This is a genomic window from Pseudomonas sp. No.117 (assembly GCF_054558395.1).
The window spans coordinates 426,934-452,742 of record NZ_BAAJNP010000002.1; the positions used below are offsets into that span (position 1 = coordinate 426,934).

General features: G+C 66.4%; 20 protein-coding genes and 1 tRNA gene. 12 read left to right on the forward strand and 9 right to left on the reverse strand.

Features of this window, described 5'->3' with window-relative positions; all coding sequences use genetic code 11:
* Positions 1-106: 106 nt before the first annotated feature.
* Positions 107-1,225, reverse strand: a complete 1,119-nt coding sequence (locus tag ACYJP6_RS05460; protein WP_459474010.1) for a hypothetical protein — start codon at positions 1,223-1,225, stop codon at positions 107-109.
* Between the two features lie 117 nt (positions 1,226-1,342).
* Between ACYJP6_RS05460 and ACYJP6_RS05465 the strand changes: the two genes are divergently transcribed.
* From ACYJP6_RS05465 to ACYJP6_RS05485, 5 genes are all read left to right on the forward strand, one after another.
* Positions 1,343-1,648: a nucleotide pyrophosphohydrolase gene (locus ACYJP6_RS05465; protein WP_459474012.1), complete on the forward strand. Its 306-nt coding sequence runs from the start codon at positions 1,343-1,345 to the stop codon at positions 1,646-1,648.
* Complete coding sequence (locus ACYJP6_RS05470) at positions 1,645-2,397, forward strand: methyltransferase domain-containing protein (protein WP_459474014.1); 753 nt, start codon at positions 1,645-1,647, stop codon at positions 2,395-2,397. Before ACYJP6_RS05465 ends, ACYJP6_RS05470 begins: the two co-directional genes overlap by 4 nt.
* A 49-nt stretch (positions 2,398-2,446) precedes the next feature.
* Entirely contained in the window at positions 2,447-3,058 is a 612-nt protein-coding gene (locus ACYJP6_RS05475) for a DUF4136 domain-containing protein (RefSeq protein ID WP_459474016.1), read from the forward strand.
* Positions 3,059-3,119: 61 nt separating this feature from the next.
* On the forward strand, positions 3,120-3,704 hold the full coding sequence (locus ACYJP6_RS05480) for a DUF4136 domain-containing protein (RefSeq protein ID WP_459474018.1): 585 nt from the start codon (positions 3,120-3,122) through the stop codon (positions 3,702-3,704).
* 158 nt (positions 3,705-3,862) lie between these two features.
* Complete coding sequence (locus ACYJP6_RS05485) at positions 3,863-6,406, forward strand: bifunctional diguanylate cyclase/phosphodiesterase (RefSeq protein ID WP_459474020.1); 2,544 nt, start codon at positions 3,863-3,865, stop codon at positions 6,404-6,406.
* A 6-nt stretch (positions 6,407-6,412) separates the two neighbouring features.
* On the opposite strand, the gene ACYJP6_RS05490 is transcribed toward ACYJP6_RS05485, so the two are convergent.
* From ACYJP6_RS05490 to nirB, 3 genes are all read right to left on the reverse strand, one after another.
* Entirely contained in the window at positions 6,413-6,622 is a 210-nt protein-coding gene (locus ACYJP6_RS05490) for a hypothetical protein (RefSeq protein WP_145004492.1), read from the reverse strand.
* Positions 6,623-7,108: 486 nt separating this feature from the next.
* Positions 7,109-7,465, reverse strand: a complete 357-nt coding sequence (gene nirD, locus ACYJP6_RS05495; protein WP_459474022.1) for a nitrite reductase small subunit NirD — start codon at positions 7,463-7,465, stop codon at positions 7,109-7,111.
* A 2-nt stretch (positions 7,466-7,467) separates the two neighbouring features.
* The gene (gene nirB / locus ACYJP6_RS05500) at positions 7,468-10,017 is read right to left on the reverse strand and encodes a nitrite reductase large subunit NirB (protein WP_459474024.1); all 2,550 of its coding nucleotides are present in this window, start codon (positions 10,015-10,017) and stop codon (positions 7,468-7,470) included.
* 584 nt (positions 10,018-10,601) lie between these two features.
* Here nirB and ACYJP6_RS05505 point away from each other — a divergent pair.
* Positions 10,602-14,633 (forward strand): molybdopterin-dependent oxidoreductase, encoded by a 4,032-nt coding sequence (locus ACYJP6_RS05505; protein ID WP_459474026.1) that lies wholly within the window; start codon positions 10,602-10,604, stop codon positions 14,631-14,633.
* 52 nt (positions 14,634-14,685) lie between these two features.
* On the opposite strand, the gene ACYJP6_RS05510 is transcribed toward ACYJP6_RS05505, so the two are convergent.
* The 4 genes from ACYJP6_RS05510 to ACYJP6_RS05525 form a co-directional block, all read right to left on the reverse strand.
* Entirely contained in the window at positions 14,686-15,936 is a 1,251-nt protein-coding gene (locus ACYJP6_RS05510; protein WP_459474028.1) for a hypothetical protein, read from the reverse strand.
* Positions 15,937-16,171: 235 nt separating this feature from the next.
* Positions 16,172-16,267 (reverse strand) — tRNA-Sec (locus tag ACYJP6_RS05515).
* 9 nt (positions 16,268-16,276) lie between these two features.
* Positions 16,277-18,190 (reverse strand): selenocysteine-specific translation elongation factor, encoded by a 1,914-nt coding sequence (gene selB / locus ACYJP6_RS05520; RefSeq protein ID WP_459474029.1) that lies wholly within the window; start codon positions 18,188-18,190, stop codon positions 16,277-16,279.
* A 92-nt stretch (positions 18,191-18,282) separates the two neighbouring features.
* Positions 18,283-19,170: a LysR family transcriptional regulator gene (locus tag ACYJP6_RS05525; protein WP_459474031.1), complete on the reverse strand. Its 888-nt coding sequence runs from the start codon at positions 19,168-19,170 to the stop codon at positions 18,283-18,285.
* Positions 19,171-19,279: 109 nt separating this feature from the next.
* Here ACYJP6_RS05525 and ACYJP6_RS05530 point away from each other — a divergent pair, with 109 nt between their 5' ends.
* Positions 19,280-20,266, forward strand: coding sequence for an aldo/keto reductase (locus ACYJP6_RS05530; RefSeq protein WP_459474033.1), 987 nt, complete (start codon positions 19,280-19,282; stop codon positions 20,264-20,266).
* Positions 20,267-20,313: 47 nt separating this feature from the next.
* Here ACYJP6_RS05530 and ACYJP6_RS05535 read toward each other — a convergent pair whose 3' ends face one another.
* A complete protein-coding gene (locus ACYJP6_RS05535; RefSeq protein WP_459474035.1) occupies positions 20,314-20,631 on the reverse strand; it encodes a DUF2288 domain-containing protein in 318 nt (105 codons plus the stop codon).
* 213 nt (positions 20,632-20,844) lie between these two features.
* Here ACYJP6_RS05535 and ACYJP6_RS05540 point away from each other — a divergent pair, with 213 nt between their 5' ends.
* The 5 genes from ACYJP6_RS05540 to ACYJP6_RS05560 all read left to right on the forward strand — a co-directional run bounded on the left by ACYJP6_RS05540 (position 20,845) and on the right by ACYJP6_RS05560 (position 25,735).
* A complete protein-coding gene (locus ACYJP6_RS05540) occupies positions 20,845-21,966 on the forward strand; it encodes a branched-chain amino acid ABC transporter substrate-binding protein (protein ID WP_459474037.1) in 1,122 nt (373 codons plus the stop codon).
* Between the two features lie 115 nt (positions 21,967-22,081).
* On the forward strand, positions 22,082-23,005 hold the full coding sequence (gene livH, locus ACYJP6_RS05545; protein WP_059226430.1) for a high-affinity branched-chain amino acid ABC transporter permease LivH: 924 nt from the start codon (positions 22,082-22,084) through the stop codon (positions 23,003-23,005).
* On the forward strand, positions 23,002-24,258 hold the full coding sequence (locus ACYJP6_RS05550) for a high-affinity branched-chain amino acid ABC transporter permease LivM (RefSeq protein ID WP_459474038.1): 1,257 nt from the start codon (positions 23,002-23,004) through the stop codon (positions 24,256-24,258). Before livH ends, ACYJP6_RS05550 begins: the two co-directional genes overlap by 4 nt.
* Complete coding sequence (gene livG / locus ACYJP6_RS05555; protein WP_459474039.1) at positions 24,255-25,022, forward strand: high-affinity branched-chain amino acid ABC transporter ATP-binding protein LivG; 768 nt, start codon at positions 24,255-24,257, stop codon at positions 25,020-25,022. The genes ACYJP6_RS05550 and livG overlap by 4 nt, the downstream gene beginning before the upstream one ends.
* 11 nt (positions 25,023-25,033) lie before the next feature.
* Positions 25,034-25,735 (forward strand): ABC transporter ATP-binding protein, encoded by a 702-nt coding sequence (locus ACYJP6_RS05560; RefSeq protein ID WP_459474040.1) that lies wholly within the window; start codon positions 25,034-25,036, stop codon positions 25,733-25,735.
* Positions 25,736-25,809 lie beyond the last annotated feature (74 nt).

Below are 25,809 nucleotides of genomic sequence, written 5' to 3' on the forward strand. Positions count from 1 at the left end.
AATGTTGGGCTTCGCTGGCGCTCAACCCAACCTACGGACGTCTTGTAGGTTGGGTTGAGACGGCTCCATCGTCGAAGCCCAACATTACCCGGCACCCCCATGTGCCCTAGCGCGGCAGCAATTCGGCCAAGGGCCCTGGATGCTTGCGCACCTCGGCGTAGGGGATGAGGGTGCCGCCGGGTTCGTCGCAGTGGCGGGCGGCGCGGTAGAAGGTCGGGCCCAGATAGAGGCCCTTGGGCGTCAGGTACCAGGGCGCGAATTGCCAGACGTCGGCGCTGCGGTAGTTGCAGCCGTCGCCCTTGGTCGGCGCCCGCAGCAGCCGGGGATACAGGCGGGTGAACAGCCGGACCACCCAGGGTGCCAGGGTCTTCTCCCGATAATCCGCCAGCGCCTGGGAATAGCGGTCGTCCGCGGCCGGGCGAATCGGCTGGCCACGGCCGAGCCAGAGCAGGTCTTCCAACGCCAGCTCGCGCCCGCTCTGGAGGTCCAGGGTCAGGGGCGCACTGCCGAAATCCGGGTGGGCGGCGCCGCTGCAGCTGTATTCGCTGAACAGGTTGACGCTGAGCAGCCGCTCGGTGATCAGCTGGGGCGTCACCTTCAGGCGGTGGTCGCCGTCGCTGCCGATACAGCTCAGGTGCGCGGCCACCTCCTGCCAGAGACGCTCGCGCAGCTTGGCATTGGCCGCCTCGCTGGCGCCCTCCACGGTGAACAGGCGCATGCCGGAAACGGGCTCGCGCCACCAGCGCAGGCCGCGGCCCATGAAGGTCTGGCGTTCGCCCTGCGCCAGGGTCAAGCCCTGGAGACGCCGGAATTCGTAGGGATCGTCCTGGCGCAGCCTGCGCTGATAGGGGCTGGTGGCAGCGGCGTCTACCAGCTGCAGCGGCGCCAGGTTCAGCGGCAAGGTCTTGCCGTCGCCGCTCCAGGTACCGGTCCAGTGGCCATCCGCGCCTCGCGTCAGGGTCCAATGCGCCTTGGGCCCGTCCTGCCAGGGTGCGCCCTCCTCCAGCCTCAGCCGATCACCCGCTTGCGCCGGACCGCTCAGGCGCAGGTCGCGGCGATAGCGGTCATAGAAGTAGCGGCCATAGGCTTCGTCGTTGGCGGTGGGATCGACCTCGACCACCACGGCAGCCTGGCCCAGGGTGCCTTCCAGCAGCAGCTTTTCGGCGTGGGCGACGCCCGTGAACACGACCAGGGTCAGCAACAGCCCGGAACGGCGGAAAATCATCAGGTCTCCGGCAAGCAGCGTCCGAGTGGAACTCCAAGGGTAGAGCAGCGGAGCAAGGCTGTCGCCCGTCTCCGCCCGGCATGGGACAATGACATTTTGTCGAACGCCCGGACGCCCATGGACCTCCCCGCCCTGCTCACCCGCCTGCATGCCATCCGCGATGCCAACGCCTGGCGGCGCTATCACAACCCCAAGAACCTGGCGCTGGCCGCCAGCGTCGAGATGGCCGAGCTGGTGGAGATCTTCCAGTGGAAGAGCGATGCCGAAGCCCGTGCCTTGAGCCCGGCCGAGCGCGAACACGCCGGCCAGGAGATCGCTGACGTCCTGCTCTATCTGCTGCAACTGGGCAGCGAGCTGGAGCTGGACGTGGAACAGGCGGTGCTGGCCAAGCTGGCCGACAACGAGCGGCGCTTCCTGCCATGAGCGATACCTTCTTCGACGACCGCGCGACCCGTTTCGCCGCCAACATCTATGGCGGCACCAAGGGTGCCATCCGCCTGGCAGTGTTGCAGGCCGATCTCAGCGAGGTGTTGCCGCCACGCCCGCTACGGGTACTGGACATCGGCGCCGGGCTCGGCCACATGAGTCTCTGGCTGGCCCAGCAGGGCCATGCCGTGACCCTGGCCGAGCCCTCGGCGCCCATGCTTGCCGGTGCCCAGGAGGCCTTCGCCGCCGCCGGACTCGCGGCCGACTGGCTGCCCCTGCCCTGGCAGGAGCTGCCCCTCTTCGCCGAACCCTTCGACCTGGTGCTGTGCCATGCGGTGCTGGAATGGCTGGAGACGCCCACGGCCATCCTGCCGACGCTGCAGCGCAACCTGGCCGCCGATGGCTGGCTGTCGCTGGCCTTCTACAACCGCGACGCCCTGATCTACCGCAACCTGCTCAAGGGCCATTTCCGCAAGCTCAGGCGCGGCCATTACGCTGGCGAGGGCCGTGGCCTCACGCCGCAGCAGCCCCTCGATCCGCGCGAGGTGGAACGCTGGCTGGCGCCCCACTGGCAGATCCAGGCGCGCAGCGGCGTACGGGTGTTCCACGACTACATGCCCCCCGACTTCCAGGCCCGCGCCGACGGCGAGGAACTGGTGGCCATGGAACTGGCGCATCGTCGCCATCCCGCCTTCGCCGGCCTGGGGCGCTATCTGCACTGGCTCTGCCAGGCTAAGGCAGGATAGCGCCGGGCACGGTATGCTCTGGCCCAGGCATTCCTTCGAGGAGCTGGTCATGCGTCGCCCCCTGCTGTGCCTGTCGCTCACGCTGCTCGCCCTGGCCGGTTGCCAGAGCCCCAATCCCTATGTCGCCAGCAGCCTGCCCGAGGCGGCGGTGCCGGTTCTGCCGCAGCAGGACCCGGCCGCCTATCCGGCTGCGCCCCTGGACTGGAGTCGCTATCGGACCTGGGCCTGGGCACCCGGCGCGGCGGTGGTCAGCGGCGCCCTGGATGGCCAGACCGTCCAACAGGCCGTGGCCGATGGCCTCGACCAGCGCGGCCTGCGCCCGGCCCTGGGCGGCACCCGCGCCGATCTGCAGGTGCGCGCGCGCTTCACCCAGCAACAGCGCACCGAGCAGTACACCGACTACTACGACACCAACTATGGCTATGGCGGCTATGGCCCCTATGGCTACGGCCCCGGCTATGGCGCCACCGTCGGCCAGGCGCGGACCCGCACCCGGACTTTCCTGGTGGATGTCCTGGACGTGGAACTGCTGGATCCCGCCAGCGGGCGCGTGCTCTGGCACTCGGCCGCCGAGCAGGCCGCCGGCGGCAGCACCGGCGAACGTGCCCGCGCCCTGCGCGACACCACCCGCCGCGTGCTGGCCAACTATCCGCCGAGTTGAGGGGATAAGTCGACCTTAAGCCAGTCCAAGCAGACTGGCCCCCTCACCCAGAGGATTACCCATGAAACGCTGTCTCCTGCTGCTTTCGATCCTGCTGCTGGCGGCCTGTGCCGAGCAGGGACCCCGCAATCTGGACTACGATGCCAGCCGCGACTTCGCGGCCTATCGTAGCTGGGGCTGGGTGGACCCGGCCATCGAGTACCGCCCCAACGACCCGCGTATCCGCAGCGACCTCACCGAGCAGCGCCTGCGCGAGGCGGTCAGCGGCGGCCTCGACCAGCGCGGCCTGCGGCCGGCGGCTGGCGGTACCCGCGCGGACCTGAAGGTCAAGCTGTACGTGATCCTCGACCAGCGCCAGCAGAGCTTCAGCTACAGCGATCCCTACTGGGGCGGTGGCTGGGGCGGCCCCTGGGGCCCCGGCTGGGGACCGGGTCCCTGGGGGCCTGGCTACGTCCGTACCCAGACCGTGACCTACCCGGTGATGACCGTCCAGCTCGACCTACTCGACGGCCGCGACGGCAAGCTGGTCTGGCGCGCCAGCGAGGAACGGCTGATGGACGACCAGGGCGCAACCCCGGCGCAGCGCAGCGCCGCCTTCGGCCGGCTGATCAACGAACTGCTGACCCGCTACCCGCCGCGTCCCTGAGCGGTCGACCGTCCGGGCGGCTCGCAGCCGCCCCCGGTCCGATGGCGTAAAGACGTCAACCCGACGTTGCGGATAATGGCCCCGGGCCAGGTCGCACCGCGCCGAGCTTGACCAGGGTGCACGCGCCGGCCGTTCGTCCAGCCTCGTTCAGGTTCGCCATGTCGTCAGCCCCCATCGCCACCCGCCGCAGTCACCAGCTGTTGCTCCGGCTGTTCCCGGTCATCTGTGCCCTGCCGATCCTGCTCGGCCTCGGCTGCTACCTGCTGGTCAAGACCGCCACCAGCCAGGACGCCGATGTGCAGCAGCGCGCGCAGAAATACATCGCCCGCACCCTGGGTCAGGTGCAATACGAGATCGCCCACAACATCATCAATTACGCCAAGTGGGGCGAGGCCTACAAGAACCTGCACCTGAAGGTCGACCTGTTCTGGGCCAACGATGAGCGCAACGTCGGCGATATTCCCTACGAGCTGTATGGCTACAACGGCGTTTTCGTCCTGAATGCCCAGGATCGCACCGTCTACGCCGTCATCAACGGCCTGCCCTCGGCAGCGCCCATCGGGCAATGGCTGGACGGCGATCTGACCGAATTGCTGGCGGCCGCACGCGGCCATCCCGGGGAAAGCGAAAGCCTGGTGCGCCTGTTCAGCGTAGGCGGCATACCGGCCCTGGTCGCCGCCGCGACCATCACCACCGGCAATGCCTACAGCGTGGCACCGATACCCGGTACCCCATCGGTGATGCTGTTCGTCAACGTGCTCGACCAGGCCAAGCTGGACCATCTCAGCGAAACCTACGGCCTGCCGGACCTGCAGCCGTCCCACGAGCCACTGGCCGGCTTCGAATCCATGCGGATGCTGAATTCTTCCTGGCTGCTGAACTGGCATCCGCCTCAGCCCGGCGCCCACCTGCTGCACCAGACCCTGCCCCTGTTCCTCGCTGGGGCGCTGACGCTGGCCTTGGTGCTGGCCCTGCTGATTCGCCACGCCTTGAGTTCGGCCCGCCAGCTGGATGAGCAATTCGATGTGCTGGTGGCCAACGAGGCGGAGCTGACCCGTAGCGAACAGCGATTCCGCGATCTGGCCGAGGCGGCGTCCGATTGGCTCTGGGAGGTCGACGCCGAGGGCCGCCTTTCCTATCTCTCCGAGCGCTTCGCCCGGATCACCGGCAATACGCCGCATAGCTGGCTCGGCCGCTCTCTCGCCGAACTGTTCAGCCCGGAGACCACGACCCTGGCCGCCTGGCTGGCCGCCAGCGCCGACCGCCTGGATGAGCGTGAGGTACTGAGGTGTCATTATCGCGACCGCCTGGGCCAGCCACGCGTCTGCGAGATCACCGCGCGGCCCCTGCCAAAGGGAGCAGGCTATCGTGGCACCGCCAGCGACATCACCGCCGCCTTCACCGCCCAGGCCGAGATCGAGCACCTGTCTCAGCATGACAGCCTGACCGGCTTGTCGAATCGCCTGCACCTACAGCAATTCCTCGCCAACCATCTGGCAGGCAAGCCCGCCGACCTGACCCTGCTCAGCCTGGACCTGGACCGCTTCAAACCGATCAATGACAGCCTCGGTCATGCCGCCGGCGATCGCGTGCTGCAGGAGGTCGCCCAGCGCCTGCAGGCCAGTCTGAGACCCGGCGGGCTGGTGGCCCGGGTGGGCGGCGATGAATTCATCGTGGTGCTGGTAGGGGCGCTGGACAAGATCATGATCGAGCAGATCTGCGTCCGCCTGGTGGCCACGTTGAACCGCCCCATCGTGCTGGAAGAGCAGATCGTCAGCGTCGGCACCAGTATCGGCGTCGCCCGGGCGCCCAGCCAGGCTACCCAGCCCGACGCGCTGCTACGCCTGGCCGACATCGCGCTGTATCAGGCCAAGGCCGCCGGGCGTAACCGCTGGTGCTTCTATGCTCGAGAAATGGACGCCCAGCTCAGCCAAAGACGCCAGCTGGAGCAGGAGCTGCGCCAGGCACTGCCCCTCGAACAACTGCGCCTCTACTTCCTGCCCCGCTTCGCCCCGGAGACCAGCAGCCTGTGCGGCTTCGAAGCTCAGCTGCGCTGGGCGCATCCGGCGCAGGGGCTATTGCTGCCGGATGCCTTTCTCCCGCTGGCCGAGGAAAGCGGGCTCAGTCTTTCCTTGGGGCTCTGGCTACTCCAGGCCGCCTGTGAGGAGGCAGCCGGTTGGCCTGCTTCCCTCAAGGTCGCCGTGCCCTTGAACGCCCGCCAATTCTCTGGACGCACGCCACTGGTGGAGGTCGTCGCCCAGGCCCTGGAACGCAGCGGCCTGGCGCCCAACCGGCTGGAGCTGCAGTTCAGCGAAGCCCTGCTGGAAGGCAGCGCTGGCGAGCTAACGGCGCAGTTGAGCGCGCTCAAAGCGTTGGGCGTACGGCTCAGTCTGATCGACTTCGGCAGCGGCTCGGCCGCGCTCGAACTCCTGAGTCACCGGCTGCTGGACGGGATCCGCCTCGATCGACGCTTCCTCTTCCAGCACGAGCGCCGAGCGCTCGACCCGGCCATCGTCCAGGCACTGATAACCTTCGGCCGATCGCTGGGCCTGACGGTAGCCGCAGAGGGCGTCGACAGCGCAGCGCAACTGGAATGGCTGCGCCTCCAGCGGTGCGCCGAGGCTCAGGGCGACTACCTGGGCAGCGGCTTGGCGGCGGCCCAGTTGGCCCCCCTGCTCGCCACGGTGGCAGCGCCAGGCTGATCGCGCCTAGAGCCGCTCCAGCCATCCCAGGTCACCCCCGCGAGCCGGCACCGGATAACAACCATAGGGCGCATAGCCGTGGGTACAGACCGGATCGGCGCGCAAGGCCGGTTCCAGCACCGGCTGCGTCCGCCACCCTTCCAGCAGCGCCACCGTGGCCAGCACCAGCAGCAAGGCGATGAACAGCGCGGAGCGAATTGTTCTTGTCGTGCGCATGAAGACCTCCTGCGGGGCGAACGCGAGGATGGCGCGGACAGCGCCCCGCTCCTTGAGTATCGACCCATAGCGGCCCTTTTGCCGCCCTGGGCGAGCACGGATCGCACAATGCTGCACTGCCCGGAGTGCAACAGTCGGACGGCAGGAGCCAGGACCAGGCGGCCACCTTGTCCGGGCTACAGGCGCCAGGGTCTTGCTCACGCCCAAGAGCCCCCTCTCCCTTGGGGAGAGGGCCAACCAAACCTGTTCAGTTTGGTCCTGGACAAGGCTGCGCCGTTGTCCAGGCTACAGGCGCCAGGGGCACGCTCAACTTGCTACGGCCCCTTTCCCCGCAGGAGAGGGCTGGGGTGAGGGCCGAGCACCCTGTTCGGCTCGGTCTTGGAAAGGGCTGCGCCGTTGTCCAGGCTACAGGTGCCCGGGTCTCGCTCAACTCGCTACGAGCCCCCTCTCCCTCGGGGAGAGGGTTGGGGTGAGGGCAAAGCCGTCTCAGGCGATCTCCACCCGGTCCCCGTTCAGTCGCACCGCCCAGGTGGGCAAGGTCTGCTCGGGGTATTCCAAACAGCCGCCATCGCTCAGGCGGAAATGCTGCTTGTACAGCGGCGAGGCGATCACCAACTCACCGCCGAGGTGGCCGACGATGCCGCGGCCGATGACGTTGGCGCCGGACTTGGGATCGCGGTTGCCCACGGCGAAGACCTTCTGCTCGGTGTCCGGCAGGTAGAACAGCGCTACCTGCTCCCCCTCGTGCAAGGCGACCACGCCGGACTGAGGCACCAGATCGGCCAGGCTGCACAGGGGTTGCCAGGCGGGTTGCAGGGCGCGTGCGGTATTGGTCTGGGTCATGGTCAGGCCTCCTCGGTGACGGCGATGAGCTGGAGTTCGTCCTGGCGCGCCGGCCGGCGTTGGCCGCGCTCCTTAACGAAGTGGATGTCCGGATCGCTACCGCGCTGGTTGACGAAGGTGCGGAAGCGCTTGAGCTTGTCGGGATCGCTCAGGGCGTTGGCCCATTCGCACTCGTAGCGATCCACCACCAGTTGCATCTGGGCTTCCAGCTCGGCGGCCAGGCCCAAGCTGTCCTCGATGATCACCTGCTTGAGGTAGTCCAGCCCGCCCTCTAGCGACTCGCGCCACACCGAGGTGCGCTGCAGGCGGTCGGCGGTGCGGATGTAGAACATCAGCAGGCGGTCGATGTAGCGGATCAGCGTCTCGTCGTCGAGGTCGGTGGCGAACAGCTCGGCGTGGCGCGGGCGCATGCCGCCGTTGCCGCAGACATAGAGGTTCCAGCCGTTCTCGGTGGCGATCACGCCGATGTCCTTGCTCTGCGCCTCGGCGCATTCGCGGGTGCAGCCGCTGACGGCGAACTTGAGCTTGTGCGGGGCGCGCAGGCCCTTGTAGCGGTGCTCGATGTCCAGCGCCATCTTGACGCTGTCCTGCACCCCGTAGCGGCACCAGGTGCTACCCACGCAGCTCTTCACCGTGCGGGTCGACTTGCCGTAGGCATGGCCGGTCTCGAAGCCGGCGGCGATCAGTTCGCCCCAGATATCCGGCAACTCGTGCAACTGGGCGCCGAACAGGTCGATGCGCTGCCCGCCGGTGATCTTGGTGTAGAGGTCGTATTTCTTCGCCACCTGGCCGATGGCGATCAGGCCTTCCGGGCTGATCTCGCCACCCGGGATGCGCGGCACCACCGAGTAGGTGCCGTTCTTCTGCATGTTGGCCATGAAGGTGTCGTTGGTGTCCTGCAAAGGCACCAGGTGCGGATCAGTGATGGAGCCGTTCCAGCAGGAGGCCAGGATGGAGGCCACCGCCGGCTTGCAGATGTCGCAGCCATGGTGACCACGGCCATGCCGCGCCAGCAGCTCCTCGAAGCTCTCGATGCCTTCGACGCGGACCAGGTGGTAGAGCTCCTGGCGGGTATGGGCGAAGTGCTCGCAGAGGCTCTTGTCGACTTCCACGCCGCGCGCCAGCAGCTCGTGCTCGAACACCTGTTTGACCAGCGCCGCGCAACCGCCGCAGCCGGTAGCGGCCTTGGTGCAGCTCTTGATACCAGCCAGGTCGGTGCAGCCGGCGTCGATGGCGGCGCAGACGGCGCCCTTGGTGACGTTGTGGCAGGAGCAGAGGGTGGCGGTGGCCGGCAAGGCATCGGCGCCCAGGGTCGGGGCGCCCTCGCCCACCGGCATGATCAGGCTGGCCGGGTCCTGGGGCAGCGGGATGCCGTTCTGGGCATATTGCAGCAGGGTGTCGTAGTAGCTGTTGTCACCCACCAGCACGGCGCCCAGCACCTGCTTGCCATCGGCGGAGACCACCAGGCGGCGATAGCTGGCGCTGGCCTCATCGATGTAGCGATAGCTGCGCGCACCCGGGGTGGCGCCGTGGGCATCACCGATGGAGCCCACGTCCACGCCGAGCAGCTTGAGCTTGGTGGACATGTCGGCACCGGTGAAGGGGCTGCTCTGGCCGTGGCAGAGTTCGGCGGAGACCAGGCGCGCCATCTGGTAGCCGGGAGCGACCAGGCCGAAGATGCTGCCGTTCCAGGCGGCGCACTCGCCGATGGCGTAGATGACGGGGTCGCTGGTCAGGCAGAGATTGTCCACCGCCACCCCGCCGCGCGGGCCGATTTCCAGGCCGCAGCCACGGGCCAGGGCATCCTGGGGGCGGATACCGGCGGAGAACAGCACCAGGTCGGTCTCGAGGAAATCCTCGCCGGCGAAGTTCATGCGGTAGCGGTACTCGCTGCCGGCGGTAATGTTCTGGGTGGCCTTGGACAGGTGCACGCCCACACCCAGGTCTTCGATGCGCTGCCGGAGCGCAGCGCCGCCCAGGTCGTCCAGTTGCACCGGCATCAGCCGTGGGGCGAATTCCACTACGTGGGCTTCCAGCCCCAGGGATTTCAGGGCGTTGGCCGCTTCCAGGCCCAGCAGGCCGCCGCCCACCACCACGCCACGGCGGGCCTTGGCGGCGGCCAGGCGGATGGTGTCCAGGTCATCCAGGGTGCGGTACACCAGGCGCGAATCACCCTCGGCGCCCTCGATGGGCGGCACGAAGGGATAGGAGCCGGTGGCCAGCACCAGGCGGTCGTAACCGAAGGCGCCGGCGGCGGTCAGCACCTCGCGCTGCGCGCGGTCGATGGCGGTCACCGCGCAGCCCAGGTGTAGCACCAGGCCGGTTACCGCATAGAGGCCGGCTTCGCTCATGGCCAGGGATTCGGCGTCGCGACCGGCGAAGTATTCGGAGAGGTGCACCCGGTCGTAGGCGCGCTGGCGCTCTTCGCCGAAGACGTGGATCTCGTAGTGATCCAGGGCGCCGGCGGCCAGCAGTTGCTCGACGAGGTGGTGACCGACCATGCCGTTGCCGACGACGATCAGGCGTTCTTTGCGGGTCACGATGCTGTTCATGGAGGCTATCCCCCGGCCGAGGCCAATCAGGTTGATTCGCGGCAATAAAAAAGGCGCCTGAAACCTTGCGGTCTCAGGCGCCTTTGCCTGTTCTCTGTGCGGAAGAGCCCTTGGCTCTGTTCCGTGCCCGTCGCCTGCAGTGGCAGTCGATCGCCGTTGATCGACCGGGCGACCCGAATTGGCGGGTCTGCCAAGACTTTTGCATCGGCTGTGCCAGTTTCGCATCCGCGTCGGAAAAACCAGGTCCGGCGCGGCTTGCAGCCGCCGATAGCGAGTTTTCGCCCTGGGCCAGGCGGTCGCCCACGGGAACCACAACGGTGCAGGACCGCCCATGCCTGCCCCGTCGCGGCGCATCCGCACGGCAGCCAGGGCGAGTCCTGCCGACCAGGTCCAGCCGGCGCCAGGCCAGTCTTCATGCCCCTCACACGATCAGGAGGGGCAAGCTGGCGCGGGCCTTGCTAAACCCTGGCTACCGGGAGCGGTCAACGCCGATCGCCTCCTTCACGACAAAGGCGCCGTGTTCGCTTCCCCTCGGGGACAGCGACCGGCGCCTTTTTGCTTTCCGTCTTGCAGGGATCCTCGCCATGGCCACTACCCACATCAAGAGCGTCTGCCCCTACTGCGGCGTCGGCTGCGGGATCGTCATGCAGGTGGAAGACGGCCGGGTGACCAAGGTCAGTGGTGATCGCGACCATCCGGCCAATCGTGGCCGCCTCTGCACCAAGGGCAGCACCAGCCACCAGGCGCTGGTGGACAGCGGCCGCATGGAATACGCCTACAGTAGAAGCGACCGCTCCCACCAACCGGTACAGACCGGGATGGACCAGGCCATCACCGCCACCGCCGAGCGGCTGCGCGCCATCCTCGAACGCGACGGGCCGGACGCCATCGCCTTCTATGTCTCCGGCCAGCTGTCGCTGGAAGCCCAGTATCTGGTCAGCAAGCTGGCGCGCGGCTTCATCGGCACCAACCAGCTCGAATCCAATTCCCGGCTGTGCATGGCCAGCGCCGGTACCGGCTACAAGCTATCCCTGGGTGCCGACGCCCCGCCCGGCTCCTACGACGACCTCGACCGCGCCGACCTCTTCCTGGTCAGCGGCGCCAACATGGCCGACTGTCATCCCATCCTCTTCCTGCGCCTGCTGGACCAGGTCAAGCGCGGCGCCAAGCTGATCGTCATCGATCCGCGGCGCACCGCTACTGCCGAGAAGGCCGATCTGTTCCTGCAACTGCGGGCGGGCACCGACCTGCTGCTGCTCAATGGCCTGCTGCACCTGCTGCACGCCGAGGGCTATCTCGACGAAGCCTTCATCGCCGCCCATACCGCAGGCTGGGACGCCATGCCGGCCTTTCTCGCCGACTACACCCCGGAACGCGTCGCCGCCGGGACCGGCCTGGCCGAGGCGGACATCCGCACCGCCGCGCGCTGGATCGGCGAGGCCGGCGAATGGACCAGCCTCTGGACCATGGGCCTGAACCAGAGCACCCATGGCACCTGGAGCACCAATGCCCTGTGCAACCTGCACCTGGCCACCGGCAAGCTCTGCCGACCGGGCAGCGGCCCATTCTCCCTCACCGGCCAGCCCAACGCCATGGGCGGGCGCGAGATGGGCTACATGGGCCCCGGCCTGCCCGGCCAGCGCAGCCTGCTGTCCGCCGCCGACCGCGCCTTCGTCGAGCAGGCCTGGGGCGTGCCGGCGGGCACCCTGCACACCCGCCTGGGCAAGGGCACCATCGCCCTGTTCGAGGAGATGGCCGCCGGCAGCGTCAAGGCCTGCTGGATCATCTGCACCAATCCGGTCGCCAGCGTGGCCAATCGCGCCACCGTCATCCAGGGCCTCCAGGCCGCCGAACTGGTGATCACCCAGGACGCGTTCCTCGACACCGAGACCAACGGCTACGCCGACATCCTGCTGCCCGGCGCGCTCTGGGCCGAGGCCGACGGGGTGCAGATCAATTCCGAGCGCAACCTGACCCTGGCGCAACAGGCCGTCAGCCCGCCCGGCGAGGCCCGGGCCGATTGGCGGATCGTCGCCGACGTGGCCTGCGCGATGGGCTATGGCGAGCACTTCGCCTACGCCTCGGCCGCCGAGGTGTTCGCGGAGATCACCCACTTCCACAATCCCCAGACCGGCTACGACCTGCGCGGCGCCAGCCATGCGCGCCTGCGCGAGACGCCGCTGCAATGGCCCTGCGCCAACGCGGAAAGCGCCCCGCGCCAGCCGATCCGCTATCTGAACGACGGCCTCAGCCAGACCCTGCGCCTGGACGCGTCGGGCGAGCCGACCGCACTCAACTTCGCCACCCCCAACGGCAAGGCGCAGTTCTTCGCCCGGCCGCACCTGGACCCGGCGGAACTGCCCGATGACGACTACCCCTTCGTGCTCAACACCGGCCGGCTGCAGCACCAGTGGCACACCCTGACCAAGACCGGCAAGATCGCCGCCCTCAACCGCCTAAACCCGGCGCCCTTCGTCGAGGTGCATCCCCAGGACGCCCAGGCGCTGGAGCTCAAGGCCGGCGACCGCCTGGAAATCACCTCCCGCCGTGGGCGCGCCGTCTTGCCGGTGACTATCAGCGACCGGGTCCAGCCCGGCAACTGCTTCGCCCCCTTCCACTGGGCCGACGTGCACGGAGCGGACCTGGCCATCAACGCCGTCACCAGCGATGCCATCGACCCGCTCTCCCAGCAGCCGGAACTCAAGGTCTGCGCCGTGCGCCTGACCCGCGTCGCCACCATAGACCACCGCCAGTTGCCGGCCGACGAACCCGCGCTGGACCACGCCCACCGGCCCGCCCTGGAGCGCCTGGCCGAACTCACCGGCGTCGCGACCGCTGTGCGCCCGCAGCTCAGCGCCGCCGAGCGCACCTACCTGGGCGGTTTCCTCGACGGCCTGCGCGATGGGGGTATCCAGGGCGTGCCCTGCCTGCCGGTCCAGGCACCGCTGGCCGCCGATACCCGCCTCTGGCTCGACGGCCTGCTCGCCGGGCTGTACAGCCGCCTGCCCGCCAGCCAGAGCACCAGTCTGGCCCCGGCCCCCACGGCTCCGGCCGACCTGGTGGTGCTCTGGGCCTCCCAGACCGGTAGCGCCGAAGCCCTGGCCGAGCACTGCGCCAGCCGGCTACGGGAAGCGGGGCTGGCGGTGGAGTTGCACGACATGGCCGGCTACGCGGTGGAGCGCCTGAGCGGTGCCCGGCGCGCCCTGCTGGTCAGCAGCACCTTCGGCGACGGCGACGCCCCGGACAACGGCCAGGCCTTCTGGCAAGGGCTCAGTCGCCTCGACACCTCGCTCGCCGAGCTGGACTACGCGGTGCTGGCCCTGGGCGACTCCACCTACGACCAGTTCTGCGGCCACGGCCAGCGCCTCGATACCCGCCTGGCCGAACTCGGCGCCCGTCGTCTCTGCGCGCGGCTCGACTGCGATGCCGACGGTCACGACCGCGCCGACGCCTGGCTGGCCGGGCTGCAAAAGCTACTGGCGCCTGCCGCCAGCAGCGCCCCGGTCGCCAGTGCAACCTCTACGAAGCGTCCCACCCCGGTGCCGGCACGCCTGGTCATCAACCAGCGCCTCAACGGCGCCGGCTCCAACAAGGAGGTCCGGCTGTTCGGCTTCGAAAGCGAGCAGTCCCTGGATTACCAAGCCGGTGATGCCCTCAGCGTCCGGGCGCGCAACTGTCCCGCGCTGGTGGACGAGATCCTGAGCCTGGCCGGGCTCGACGGTGAACAGCCGGTCAGGGTGCCCAAGGTCGGCGAGCTGGCCCTGCGCCAGGCACTGGCCGAGCACTACGAGGTCGCCCGCCCCAGCAACGAAACCCTGGCCCTGGTGGCCGAACGCAGCGGCCATGCCGACTGCCATGCCCTGCTGGCGTCCCGCGACGAACTGAAAAGCTGGCTGTGGGGCCGGCAACTGGCCGATGTCCTCGCCAGCTTTCCCGCGCGCCTCGCCGCCGAGGAGTTGCTCGGCAGCCTCAAGCGCCTGCAGCCGCGCCTCTACTCCATCGCCTCCAGCCCCCTGGCCCACGCCGGCCAGGTGCACCTCACCGTCTCGGCGGTCCGCTACGGCACGCGCAAGGGCGTGGCCTCCACCTTCCTCGCCGATCGCCTGCAAGACGCCACCACCGAGGTCCACATCCAGCCCGCGCGCCATTTCCGCCTGCCGGAGCAAGGCGACGTACCGCTGATCATGATCGGCCCCGGCACCGGCATCGCGCCCTTCCGCGGCTTTCTCCACGAGCGCCGTGCCCGGGGCGATAGCGGCCGCAACTGGCTGTTCTTCGGCGAACAGCACGCCGCCCACGACTTCTACTATCGCGACGAACTGGCCGCCTTCCAGCGCGACGGCACCCTGAGCGAACTCAGCCTGGCCTTCTCCCGCGACCAGGCCGAGAAGATCTATGTGCAGGATCGCCTGAGGGAACGCGGCGCCGAGGTCTGGCGTTGGCTGCAGGACGGCGCCCGCGTCTACGTCTGCGGCGACGCCAGCCGCATGGCCAAGGACGTCGACCAGGCCCTGCGCCAGGTGGTAGCCCGCCACGGCCGCCTCAGCGACGAGGCCGCCGCCGACTATGTGCGCGGGATAAGCGAACAGAAGAGATATCTGAAGGATGTATATTAAATTAAAAAGCGCTTTAAATAAAATTATTGAAATTTTTTACATACAAATTTAGCTAATTATTTTCTTCGTCACCTTGTCCTCCAGACACATCTGGAGGCGACTCCACCGAGAGAGAACATTTATATAATTCCTCAATAAGCTCATCTATATCTTTTATCAATAGCGTGAGCTCCGTCGCTGTAAATGGTCGCCCTCCCTCATGCACAATAATATTCCTTATCTTTTGCAACTGCCTTATCTTATTGTACACCGCGGCCGTGATAAGCCCTCTCTGTATCAAATTATTAAACACCGAATAGGTACTTACAACACCTTTAATATATGCTTTGGATGGCATAACCCCGACTTTCTTCAAGATATCTATCGAAACCCCTTCTACCATTCTCCATTTATGAATAAACGTTGCATACCCAGAGCTTACATGGACGGCCACACTTTCAGCCAACTCTTCTCTATCATCTTCTGGCACAGAGATAGCATCAAGCGACTCAATTGCTTTCAGAAGTTTCTCTTTGACCTCATTAGCAAGCTTTTCAGTTTGCTCATATTCCGACTTATTAAAGGAATTATTATGAGCAATCTTGCACCTCAGCTCATATAGCTTTTGCCATCTTGACTGCAGGTACCCGGCATCGCAATCTACATAAGGCTCAAAATATCTCTTCCAATTTGATTTAGGGATAAAATCAGAAATCTCTCTAACACTAATGGTATCTGTCCCTATCTCTGATATAACTTTGACCAAAGCATTCAAATCCAAGGTTCTGTATTCATTAAACAGAAAATCAGACAGCTGAATAAAATCAACTTCATACAGATAGTTATTGTTACCATCCGCCAAACCAGCTCTAGAACTTTTTTTTACCTCCTCAGGAATTGTTTCCTTCGCCCAACCAAGCCCGACATTGGTTAGCATAAATTTAGTTATCAGCTTCCTCATGAGATTCTCAATCTCATGTATTAGCGGATAGCTATTATTGGAATAATGAAAACTTATATCATCCCAGAGAACCTGCACACTTACACCCGAGGCCAATCCCAATACTTTTTTTATAGCCCTCCCTAATCTTGCAAATTCTTCAACTGATTCAGATGCCGCTTTTAATCGGATATGAAAAAAGCGGTGCTTTTTTTCCTCATTGAAACCCTCCTGCAGCTCAAAATCCACATTAAAAGACTTATAAATTATCTTTTTCCCTTGAATTTTTATTTCTGAATCAGACTGCAACAAACTTTTAAAAGCGTTACTGTTTTGACAAAAAGAGCTATCTGAAGAAATAATTGCCAAGTATTCCAATTTCATTGAATTCAATCCATAAAAACCCAAACCAGATAGATCCGCATTTACGTGAGATCTTTATACAAGCAAATAACCGCAGAAGTACACAGTATATGACCGAATAAATCATCATAAACACAAATCAAAAAAGATCAACTACACTCATACACATTTCGACTACTTTTTCATATCAAAAGTTAGCAATAAACGAACTCAACGTTTAGAACTTCAGCGAAAGTGCCTGAACTCAAACCAAAAATGGCGGAAGGCAGTGGGAGTCGAACCCACCCGGGAACGGCTGCCGTCCCCAACCGGGTTTGAAGCCCGGCCACGCCACCGGGCGTGATTGCCTTCCTCTGTTGCGCTAGCCCTCGGCCGCGCGGGCCCAGGCGCTGTCCGGGCGGACCCGGCGCTCGTCGCCGAAGCGACGGGTGAAACCGATGCGATCCAGGCATTCGAGGATCTGGATGCTGCGCTTGCGGCCGATGCCGAGGGCATCGCGGAAGGCCGCGGCGCGAATGATCCCGGCTTCGAGCTCCAGGCGCAAGGCCTCGCGCGCGGCGGCTTCCAGGCTCGCCTGGGGATAGAAGAGATCCTTGACCACCTGGGTCAGTTCCCCCAGCCGGGCCAGTTTGCGCAGCAAGAGCCGGACCTCGGCCTCCGGCTGGCCGAGGGCCTTGGCCAGGTCGCGGGTCCAGGGCGGGTCGAAGCGCTGGGCTTCCAGCAGCGGCCAGAGCCGGGCCTTGAGCCCCTCCTCCGCCGCGGTGAGTCGCACCCGGTGATCGGGCAGGTGCAGCCAGGGACCGCTGCTCTGCAGCCGTCCCTCGGCCAGGGCCGTCTCCAGCAGGGCCAGATAGACGGCGCGTTCCAGCTCCGGCGTGGCGATGCGGCGCAGGCGATCGCGATCCGGACCCAGTTCGTCGGGTTGCTCGAGGTGGAAGGTGGCGAGGGTCTCGCTCAACCGGAGCAGGGCCGCCTGCCACAGTGGCAAGGCGAACAGCCGGGGACCGACTCGCGTCTCCACCCTCAGGCTATCCGCCGGCAGCTGCCAGTCGCCCTCGGGCCGGTTGAACTGACGGGCCAGCAGGCGCGGATCGAGGCCGCCGTCGGCCTGGGCCAGCAGCTCGGGCAAGGCTTCCTCCAGGCCGCCCTGGCGCAGCGCCTGGAGTTGCGCCAGGCGCTGGGGCGTACGCCGGTGGCGCGCCGGGGCAAAGGGATCGAGCAACCGGGCGCCGCCCAGGGTGCGCTGGGCGGACTGGTCGCGCAGCACCAGGCGATCGCCATGCACCCCGTGCAGCGGTGCATTGAGCACCAGTTGCACCAGGGCCCTGGCGCCCGGCGCCAGGCTGTCGCCCTCCAGCAGGGCGACGCGACCGGTGAGATCCTGGGCGCCGAGGTGCACGTGCACCGGCGTCCAGTGGGCCAGGTTGCGTGCCTCGCCAGGCAGCAGCCGGAGTTCGACGTCGATGCGCGTGGTCGGCGCATGCAGCGCCTCGGCCACCAGCCAGTCGCCACGGGCGATGCTGTCGGTGCTCAGGCGCTCGCCGGCCAGATTGAGGGAAACGCGCTGGCCGGCATGGGCCGTCTCAGCGGCACGATTCTGCGCATGCAGGCCACGCACCCGCAGCCGCTGGCCGCGTGGGGTGAGGATGAGTTCGTCGCCCACCGCCACCTGGCCGGCAAAGGCGGTGCCGGTGACCACCACCCCGGCCCCGGCGACGCTGAATACCCGGTCCACCGCCAGGCGGAAGCCACCCCGGGTATTGCGTTCGCGCTCCTGGTCCAGGGCCGCGAGCAGGGCGGCGCGCAGCGCGGGGATCCCCGCGCCGCTGGGGCTGGCCACCGGATACAGGGTCGCTTCGGCGAAGGGACCGCCGGCGAGCAGCGCGCTGACCTCCTGCCGCACCGCCGCGAGACGCTCCGCGCCTACCCGGTCGGCCTTGGTCAGGGCGACCAGGGCCCGGGGGATACCGAGCAGCTCGAGGATCGCCAGGTGCTCGCGGGTCTGCGGCATGACCCCATCGTCGGCGGCCACCACCAGCAAGGCCAGGTCCAGGCCACTGGCCCCGGCCAGCATGTTGTGCACGAAGCGCTCGTGGCCGGGCACGTCGATGAAGCCGGTGAGCTGGCCATCGCCCAGGTCGGCATAGACGTAGCCCAGGTCGATGGTGATGCCGCGCGCCTGCTCTTCGCGGCGCCGATCCCCGGCGATGCCGGTCAGGGCCTGGATCAGCGCGGTCTTGCCGTGGTCGATGTGGCCGGCGGTGCCGATGATCATGAGGGTCGTACCTGCGGGCGGGAAAACGCGAACGTCATGGGGACTCCAGACGACAGACAAGCCCCCAGGGTAACGGCGCCCGGCACCCTCGCCTAGCCGTGACGCTCACGCAGAAAGGCGACGAAGGCGCGTAGCGGCGCTGGCAGGTGGCGGCGATCCGCATAGTAGAGGCGTGGACCGGGGAAAGGGCTGGACCAGTCCGCCAGCACCTCCACCAGGCGACCGTCCGCCAGGGGCTCGGCCAGGTAGTCGGCGAAGGAGCAGATCAGGCCGATGCCCTCCAGGGCGCCCTGCAGTTCCAGGTCCAGGGTGGATGCCAGCAGCCGCTGCCCGGGCTGGATCTGCACACGCTCGCTGCCGCGCTCGAAGCTCCAGGGCGCCACCAGGCCGCTGGCGAAACGATGCCCGATGCAGGAGTGGCCCTGGAGATCGGCCGGATGCCGCGGTACGCCATGGCGCGCCAGGTAGGCCGGCGCGGCGGCCACGGCGAATCTCTGGCTGGCCGGACCCAAGGGCACGGTGATCATGTCGCCCTCCAGGTGCTCGTCATAGCGCACCCCGGCGTCGTAGCCGGCCGCCAGCACATCGATGAGGCGATCGTCCGCCACCACCTCCAGGCGGATACCGGGATAGGCCGCCAGAAAGGGCCCCAGCAGTGGCGGTAGCAAGACCCGGGCGACGATGGTGGGCACATTGAGCCTCAGGCTGCCCACCGGACTCGCGCCCTCGGCATTGATGGCGTCCAGCGCTTCGTGCACTTCGCGCAGGGCCGGGGCCAGGCGCTCCAGCAGGCGCTGGCCGGCATCGGTGGGCGTCACGCTACGGGTAGTGCGATGCAGCAGCCGCACCTCCAACTCGCGTTCCAGGCGGCGGACTGCATCGCTCAGCGACGAGGCCGCCACCCCGCGCCGATAGGCCGCTCCGCGAAAGCTGCGCGCCTCGGCCACGGCGGCGAAGGCGGCCAGATCATCCAGGTTCATCGAATCCCCACTGTACGGCCAGGCGAACAGGTTGTTGTGTCGAGACCGGATTATCGCACAGCGTGCTCATGGCTAGAGTGAAGGCTCATCCCTTCACGAGGTATCCCTCATGCAACAGCGTCGCTTGGGCCGCCAGGGCCCGTCGGTATCCACCCTCGGTCTGGGCTGCATGGGCATGTCCGATCTCTATGGCAACGCCGACCGCGGCGAGGCCATCGCCACCGTCCACGCCGCCCTGGAGCGCGGCATCACCCTGTTCGACACTGGTGACTTCTATGGCATGGGCCACAACGAACTGCTCTTGGGCGAAGCCCTGCGCGGTCGGCGGGAGCAGGCGCTGATCAGCGTCAAGTTCGGCGCCCTGCGCGGTCCCGGCGGCGAGTGGCTGGGCTACGACACCCGGCCGGCGGCGATCAAGAATTTCGTCGCCTACAGCCTCAAGCGTCTGGGCGTGGACCATATCGACATCTATCGGCCGGCGCGCCTGGATCGCCAGGTACCCATCGAAGACACCATGGGCGCCCTCGCCGAGCTGGTGCAGGCCGGCTACATCCGCCACATCGGCCTCTCAGAAGTGGGCCCGCAGACCCTACGGCGGGCCGCCGCGGTGCATCCGGTCTGCGACCTGCAGATCGAGTACTCGCTGGTCTCGCGCGGCATCGAGGCCGAGATCCTGCCGACCTGTCGCGAACTGGGCATCGGCATCACCGCCTATGGCGTGCTCTCCCGTGGCCTGCTCAGCGGTCACTGGAAGGCGCCCAAGGGCCAGGGCGACTTCCGTGCCCACAGCCCGCGCTTCCAGCCGGGCAACGTGGAGCGCAACCTGGCACTGGTGGCAGGCCTGCAGCGGTTCGCCGAACAGCGGGGCACCACCCCGGCCCGGCTGGCAGTCGCCTGGGTCGCCGCCCAGGGCGAGGACATCGTGCCGCTGATCGGCGCCCGGCGCCGCGACCAGCTGGACGAATCCCTCGGTGCCCTGGACCTGACCCTGAGCGCTGCGGATCGCGCCGAACTGGAACGACTGCTGCCGCCCGGCGCGGTGGCGGGTGACCGCTACGGCGAACACCAGCTGCGCGATCTCGACAGCGAACGCTGAGCGTCAGCGTCCAGCCAAGGGCCCGCCTGACGCGGGCCCTTGGCGTTTCAGTCCGCCGCGCGCTCGGCCGGACGCTCCTGCATCAGCACCCAGGGCGCCACCACCACCGCCCACAGCGCCACCTCCGGCGCCTCCAGCCGACGCCGCGCCCGGGCTTCGTCGACCTTGGCCAGGTGCCCCTGCTGCAGCCATAGCCCGACCCGGGCAGCGTCGTCCTCGGTCACGGCGATGGCTGCTTCGATGAGGTCCAGTTCCGGCGCCACTTCCAGCAGCACGCCCCGCGCAAAATGCGGTTGCAATTCTTCCCAGCCGATGGCGGCGGTCTGCCCGAGCAGGGTGGCGTAACGCGTTGCGTGATCGGTCATGGTGCGGGCCTCGCGAAAAGGGCGGATTCTACCGCCAGCCCCCTCGCTTGCCGAGCGCCCGGATGGGCGGCAGACAGATCCGACAAGTTGTCGTCGCCAGCTTTCCAAGACGAACAGACGGTGATTAAACTGCGCTGCGCGTCATACAGAACAAAATCGGCACACTTTCGCGTCCAACTGCCTCATTAATAAAGCATTCCGAGTGGAGCACTCATGAACAAGGCAACCCTGCGTTTCTCCCGCCTGGTCGCGGCCCTGGCACTGGCCGGCATGGCCAGCCACAGCCTGGCAGCCGACACCCTGAAGATCGGCCTGGCCGGTCCCAAGACCGGTCCGGTCGCCCAGTACGGCGACATGGAGTTCATCGGTGCCCAGATGGCCATCGAGCAGATCAACAAGGCCGGCGGCGTCAAGGGCAAGCAGCTCGAGGGCGTGATCTACGACGACGCCTGCGATCCCAAGCAAGCCGTAGCGGTTGCCAACAAGATCGTCAACGATGGCGTCAAGTTCGTCGTCGGCCACCTGTGCTCCAGCTCTACCCAGCCCGCCTCCGACATCTATGAGGACGAAGGCATCCTGATGGTGACCCCGGCGGCGACCAGCCCCGACATCACCAACCGTGGCTACAAGCTGATCTTCCGTACCATCGGCCTGGACAACATGCAGGGCCCGACCGCCGGCAAGTTCATCGTCGAGCACGTCAAGCCGAAGGTGGTCGCGGTCATCCACGACAAGCAGCAGTACGGTGAAGGCATCGCCACCGCGGTCAAGCAGACCCTGGACAAGGCCGGCATCAAGGTCGCCGTGTTCGAAGGCATCAACTCTGGCGACAAGGACTTCTCCTCGCTGATCGCCAAGCTCAAGCAGGCCAACGTCGACTTCGTCTACTACGGCGGCTACCACCCCGAGCTGGGCCTGATCCTGCGTCAGGCCGCCGAGAAAGGCCTGACCGCCAAGTTCATGGGTCCGGAAGGCGTGGGCAACAGCTCCATCTCCGCCATCGCCGGCAAGGCCTCCGAAGGCCTGCTGGTCACCCTGCCGCGCTCCTTCGACCAGGATCCCAAGAACCAGGCGCTGGTCCAGGCGTTCAAGGACAAGAAGCAGGATCCGAGCGGTCCCTTCGTGTTCCCCTCCTACGCCGCCGTGCAGGTCATCGCCGAAGGCATCCAGAAGGCCGGCGACGAGAAGCCCGAGGACGTGGCCAAGGCCCTGCGCGCCAACACCTTCAACACCCCCACCGGTGAGCTGGCGTTCGACGACAAGGGCGACCTGAAGAACTTCGAGTTCGTGGTCTACGAGTGGCACGCCGACGGCACCAAGACCGAAGCCAAGTAAGCCCTGCCCGTAACACCGAAGCCCACTGCCATTCGGCAGTGGGCTTCGTTTATCCGCCTCCATCCGAGGCCTGGGACCCGCACCAGAAGTGCGCAGAGGTCCCCTGGAGACACCCATGCCCGAGTTCTACCACTACCTGCAACAGCTGGTGAACGGCCTCACGGTCGGCAGCACCTATGCCCTGATCGCCATCGGCTACACCATGGTCTACGGCATCATCGGCATGATCAACTTCGCCCATGGCGAGGTGTACATGATCGGCTCCTACGTGGCCTTCATCGCCATCGCCGGCCTCGCCATGCTGGGCATCCACAGCCTGCCCATCGTCATGCTCGCCGCCTTCGCCGCCAGCATCGTCATCGCGAGTGCCTATGGCTACAGCATCGAACGCATCGCCTATCGCCCACTGCGCGGCGGTAACCGCCTGATCCCGCTGATCTCGGCGATCGGCATGTCGATCTTCCTGCAGAACTGGGTGCTGCTGGCCCAGGATTCCAAGGACAAGTCGATCCCCAACCTGCTGCCGGGCAACTTCATCATCGGCACCGACGCCATGAACGGCGTGGTGATTTCCTACGTCCAGGTGCTGATCTTCATCGTCACCCTGCTCACCATGCTCGGCCTGACCTGGTTCATCTCCCGCTCCCGCCTGGGCCGCGCCTGCCGCGCCTGCGCCGAGGACATCAAGATGGCCAACCTGCTGGGCATCAACACCAACGGCATCATCGCCCTGACCTTCGTCATCGGCGCCACCCTGGCGGCCGTGGCGGCGGTGCTGCTGGGCATCCAGTACGGCGTTATCAATCCCAGCCTGGGCTTCCTCGCCGGCATCAAGGCCTTCACCGCGGCGGTGCTGGGCGGCATCGGCAGCATCCCCGGCGCCATGCTCGGCGGCCTGGTGCTCGGTGTGGCCGAAGCCTTCGGCGCCGATGTCTTCGGCGATCAGTACAAGGACGTGGTGGCCTTCAGCCTGCTGGTGCTGGTGCTGCTGTTCCGTCCCACCGGCATCCTCGGCCGTCCCGAGGTGGAAAAAGTATGAGTGCCCGTCTGAGAACCGCCTTCTTCAGCGCCCTGCTGGTGCTGGCCGTCGCCTATCCCATCCTCGGACTCAAGCTGGAGACGGTCGGCGTCAACCTGGAAGTGCACGGTGCCACGCCGCGCACCCTCTGGACCGTGGCCATGGCCGCGGTGCTGATGTTCGTCTGGCAACTGGTGCGTGACCCGCTCACCGCCGGCTGGCGCCGCAGCGGCGGCCTGCAGCTGCCGCAGACCGGCCTGGGCAGCAGGCTCACCGAGCCCAAGACCCAGCGCTGGGTGATCCTGGCGCTGATCCTGGTCGCCCTGGTATGGCCCTTCTACGGCTCGCGGGGGGCGGTGGACATCGCCACCCTGATCCTGATCTACGTGATGCTCGGCCTCGGCCTGAACATCGTGGTGGGCCTGGCCGGCCTGCTGGACCTGGGCTACGTCGGCTTCTACGCCGTCGGCGCCTACACCTACGCCATGCTCTCGCACTACTACGGCCTGGGCTTCTGGGTCTGCCTGCCGCTGGCCGGCCTGATGGCCGCGCTGTTCGGCTTCCTGCTCGGGTTCCCGGTGCTGCGCCTGCGCGGCGACTATCTGGCCATCGTCACCCTGGGCTTCGGCGAGATCATCCGCATCCTCCTGCGCAACCTCACCGAATGGACCGGCGGCCCCAACGGCATCAGCGGCATCGAGAAGCCGACCCTGTTCGGTCTGACCTTCGAGCGGCGCGCGCCGGAGGGCATGACGCCCTTCCACGAGTACTTCAACATCCCCTACAACTCCGAATACAAGGTGGTCTTCCTCTACCTGATCGCCCTGTTGCTGGTGCTGCTGACCCTGTTCGTCATCAACCGCCTCTTGCGCATGCCCATTGGCCGCGCCTGGGAAGCCCTGCGCGAAGACGAGATCGCCTGCCGCGCCCTGGGGCTGAACCCGACGCTGATCAAGCTCTCGGCCTTCACCCTGGGCGCCTGCTTCGCCGGGTTCGCCGGCAGCTTCTTCGCCGCCCGCCAGGGCCTGGTGTCGCCGGAATCCTTCACCTTCATCGAGTCGGCCATCATCCTGGCCATCGTGGTGCTGGGCGGCATGGGCTCCCAGCTCGGCGTGATCCTCGCGGCCATCGTGATGATCCTGTTGCCGGAGCTGATGCGTGAGTTCAGCGAATACCGCATGTTGATGTTCGGCCTGCTGATGGTCGTGATGATGATCTGGCGTCCGCAAGGCCTGCTCCCGATGCAACGCCCGCACCTGGAGTTGCGCAAATGAGCCAAGCCCTTCTCGATGTCACCGGCCTGTCCATGAGGTTCGGCGGCCTGCTGGCCGTCAACGGCGTCAACATCCGCGTGGAGCAGGGCCAGGTGGTCTCCCTGATCGGCCCCAACGGCGCCGGCAAGACCACGGTGTTCAACTGCCTGACCGGCTTCTACCGCCCCAGCGGCGGCGAGATCCTGCTGCGCGGCGAGGCCATCCAGGGCCTGCCCGGGCACAAGATCGCCCGCAAGGGCGTGGTGCGCACCTTCCAGAACGTCCGCCTGTTCAAGGAAATGACCGCGGTGGAGAACCTGCTGGTCGCCCAGCACCGCCACCTCAACACCGGCTTCCTGGCCGGCCTGTTCAAGACCCCGGCCTTCCGCAAGAGCGAGGCCGAGGCCATGGACTACGCGCGTTTCTGGCTGGAACAGGTCAACCTCACCGAGTTCGCCAATCGCAACGCCGGCAACCTCGCCTACGGCCAGCAGCGCCGCTTGGAAATCGCCCGTTGCATGATGACCCGCCCGCAGATCCTCATGCTCGACGAGCCGGCCGCCGGCCTCAACCCGCGCGAGACCGAGGACCTCAAGGCGCTCATCGCCCTGCTGCGCGCCGAACATGGCGTCACCGTGCTGCTGATCGAGCACGACATGCACCTGGTGATGAGCATTTCCGACCACATCGTGGTGATCAACCAGGGCACCCCCCTGGCCGACGGGACGCCGGAGCAGATCCGCAACAATCCCGACGTGATCAAGGCCTACCTGGGCGAATCCTGATGGACACCTCCATGCTGCAGTTCGACAACGTCTCAACCTTCTACGGCAAGATCCAGGCCCTGCACGGCGTCAGCGTGCAGGTGAACCGGGGCGAGATCGTCACCCTGATCGGCGCCAACGGCGCCGGCAAGTCCACCCTGCTGATGACCCTCTGCGGCACCCCGCGCGCCCACAGCGGCAGCATCCGCTACGAAGGCGAGGAACTGGTCGGCCAGGACACCGCGCAGATCATGCGCAAGGGCATCGCCGTGGTCCCGGAAGGCCGCCGGGTGTTCGCCCGCCTGACGGTGGAAGAGAACCTGGCCATGGGCGGCTTCTTCACCGAGAAGGAGGCCTACGACCGCCAGCTGGACAAGGTCCTCGGCCTCTTCCCGCGGCTCAAGGAACGCTATGCGCAACGCGCCGGCACCATGTCCGGCGGCGAACAGCAGATGCTCGCCATCGGCCGCGCCATGATGAGCCAGCCGCGCCTGCTGCTGCTCGACGAACCCTCGCTGGGGCTGGCCCCCATCATCATCCAGCAGATCTTCGAGATCATCGAACAGCTGCGCCAGGATGGGGTGACGGTGTTCCTCGTCGAGCAGAACGCCAACCAGGCGCTCAAGCTCGCCGACCGTGGCTACGTGCTGGAAAACGGCCGCATCGTCATGCAAGACAGCGGCGCCGAGCTGCTGGCCAACCCGGACGTACGCAAGGCCTATCTGGGCGGTTGAGTCACGCCGTCGCCACCCCACACGCCTAATCTCGGCGCTGTTGGGCTTCGCTACGCTCAACCCAACCTACGGCG

Excerpts from the sequence above, each read along its gene's own strand:
- ACYJP6_RS05460 (WP_459474010.1), bottom strand. The coding sequence starts at position 1,225 with ATGATTTTCCGCCGTTCCGGGCTGTTGCTGACCCTGGTCGTGTTCACG.
- ACYJP6_RS05465 (WP_459474012.1), top strand. The coding sequence starts at position 1,343 with ATGGACCTCCCCGCCCTGCTCACCCGCCTGCATGCCATCCGCGATGCC.
- ACYJP6_RS05470 (WP_459474014.1), top strand. The coding sequence starts at position 1,645 with ATGAGCGATACCTTCTTCGACGACCGCGCGACCCGTTTCGCCGCCAAC.
- ACYJP6_RS05475 (WP_459474016.1), top strand. The coding sequence starts at position 2,447 with ATGCGTCGCCCCCTGCTGTGCCTGTCGCTCACGCTGCTCGCCCTGGCC.
- ACYJP6_RS05480 (WP_459474018.1), top strand. The coding sequence starts at position 3,120 with ATGAAACGCTGTCTCCTGCTGCTTTCGATCCTGCTGCTGGCGGCCTGT.
- ACYJP6_RS05485 (WP_459474020.1), top strand. The coding sequence starts at position 3,863 with ATGTCGTCAGCCCCCATCGCCACCCGCCGCAGTCACCAGCTGTTGCTC.
- ACYJP6_RS05490 (WP_145004492.1), bottom strand. The coding sequence starts at position 6,622 with ATGCGCACGACAAGAACAATTCGCTCCGCGCTGTTCATCGCCTTGCTG.
- nirD (WP_459474022.1), bottom strand. The coding sequence starts at position 7,465 with ATGACCCAGACCAATACCGCACGCGCCCTGCAACCCGCCTGGCAACCC.
- nirB (WP_459474024.1), bottom strand. The coding sequence starts at position 10,017 with ATGAACAGCATCGTGACCCGCAAAGAACGCCTGATCGTCGTCGGCAAC.
- ACYJP6_RS05505 (WP_459474026.1), top strand. The coding sequence starts at position 10,602 with ATGGCCACTACCCACATCAAGAGCGTCTGCCCCTACTGCGGCGTCGGC.
- ACYJP6_RS05510 (WP_459474028.1), bottom strand. The coding sequence starts at position 15,936 with ATGAAATTGGAATACTTGGCAATTATTTCTTCAGATAGCTCTTTTTGT.
- selB (WP_459474029.1), bottom strand. The coding sequence starts at position 18,190 with ATGATCATCGGCACCGCCGGCCACATCGACCACGGCAAGACCGCGCTG.
- ACYJP6_RS05525 (WP_459474031.1), bottom strand. The coding sequence starts at position 19,170 with ATGAACCTGGATGATCTGGCCGCCTTCGCCGCCGTGGCCGAGGCGCGC.
- ACYJP6_RS05530 (WP_459474033.1), top strand. The coding sequence starts at position 19,280 with ATGCAACAGCGTCGCTTGGGCCGCCAGGGCCCGTCGGTATCCACCCTC.
- ACYJP6_RS05535 (WP_459474035.1), bottom strand. The coding sequence starts at position 20,631 with ATGACCGATCACGCAACGCGTTACGCCACCCTGCTCGGGCAGACCGCC.
- ACYJP6_RS05540 (WP_459474037.1), top strand. The coding sequence starts at position 20,845 with ATGAACAAGGCAACCCTGCGTTTCTCCCGCCTGGTCGCGGCCCTGGCA.
- livH (WP_059226430.1), top strand. The coding sequence starts at position 22,082 with ATGCCCGAGTTCTACCACTACCTGCAACAGCTGGTGAACGGCCTCACG.
- ACYJP6_RS05550 (WP_459474038.1), top strand. The coding sequence starts at position 23,002 with ATGAGTGCCCGTCTGAGAACCGCCTTCTTCAGCGCCCTGCTGGTGCTG.
- livG (WP_459474039.1), top strand. The coding sequence starts at position 24,255 with ATGAGCCAAGCCCTTCTCGATGTCACCGGCCTGTCCATGAGGTTCGGC.
- ACYJP6_RS05560 (WP_459474040.1), top strand. The coding sequence starts at position 25,034 with ATGCTGCAGTTCGACAACGTCTCAACCTTCTACGGCAAGATCCAGGCC.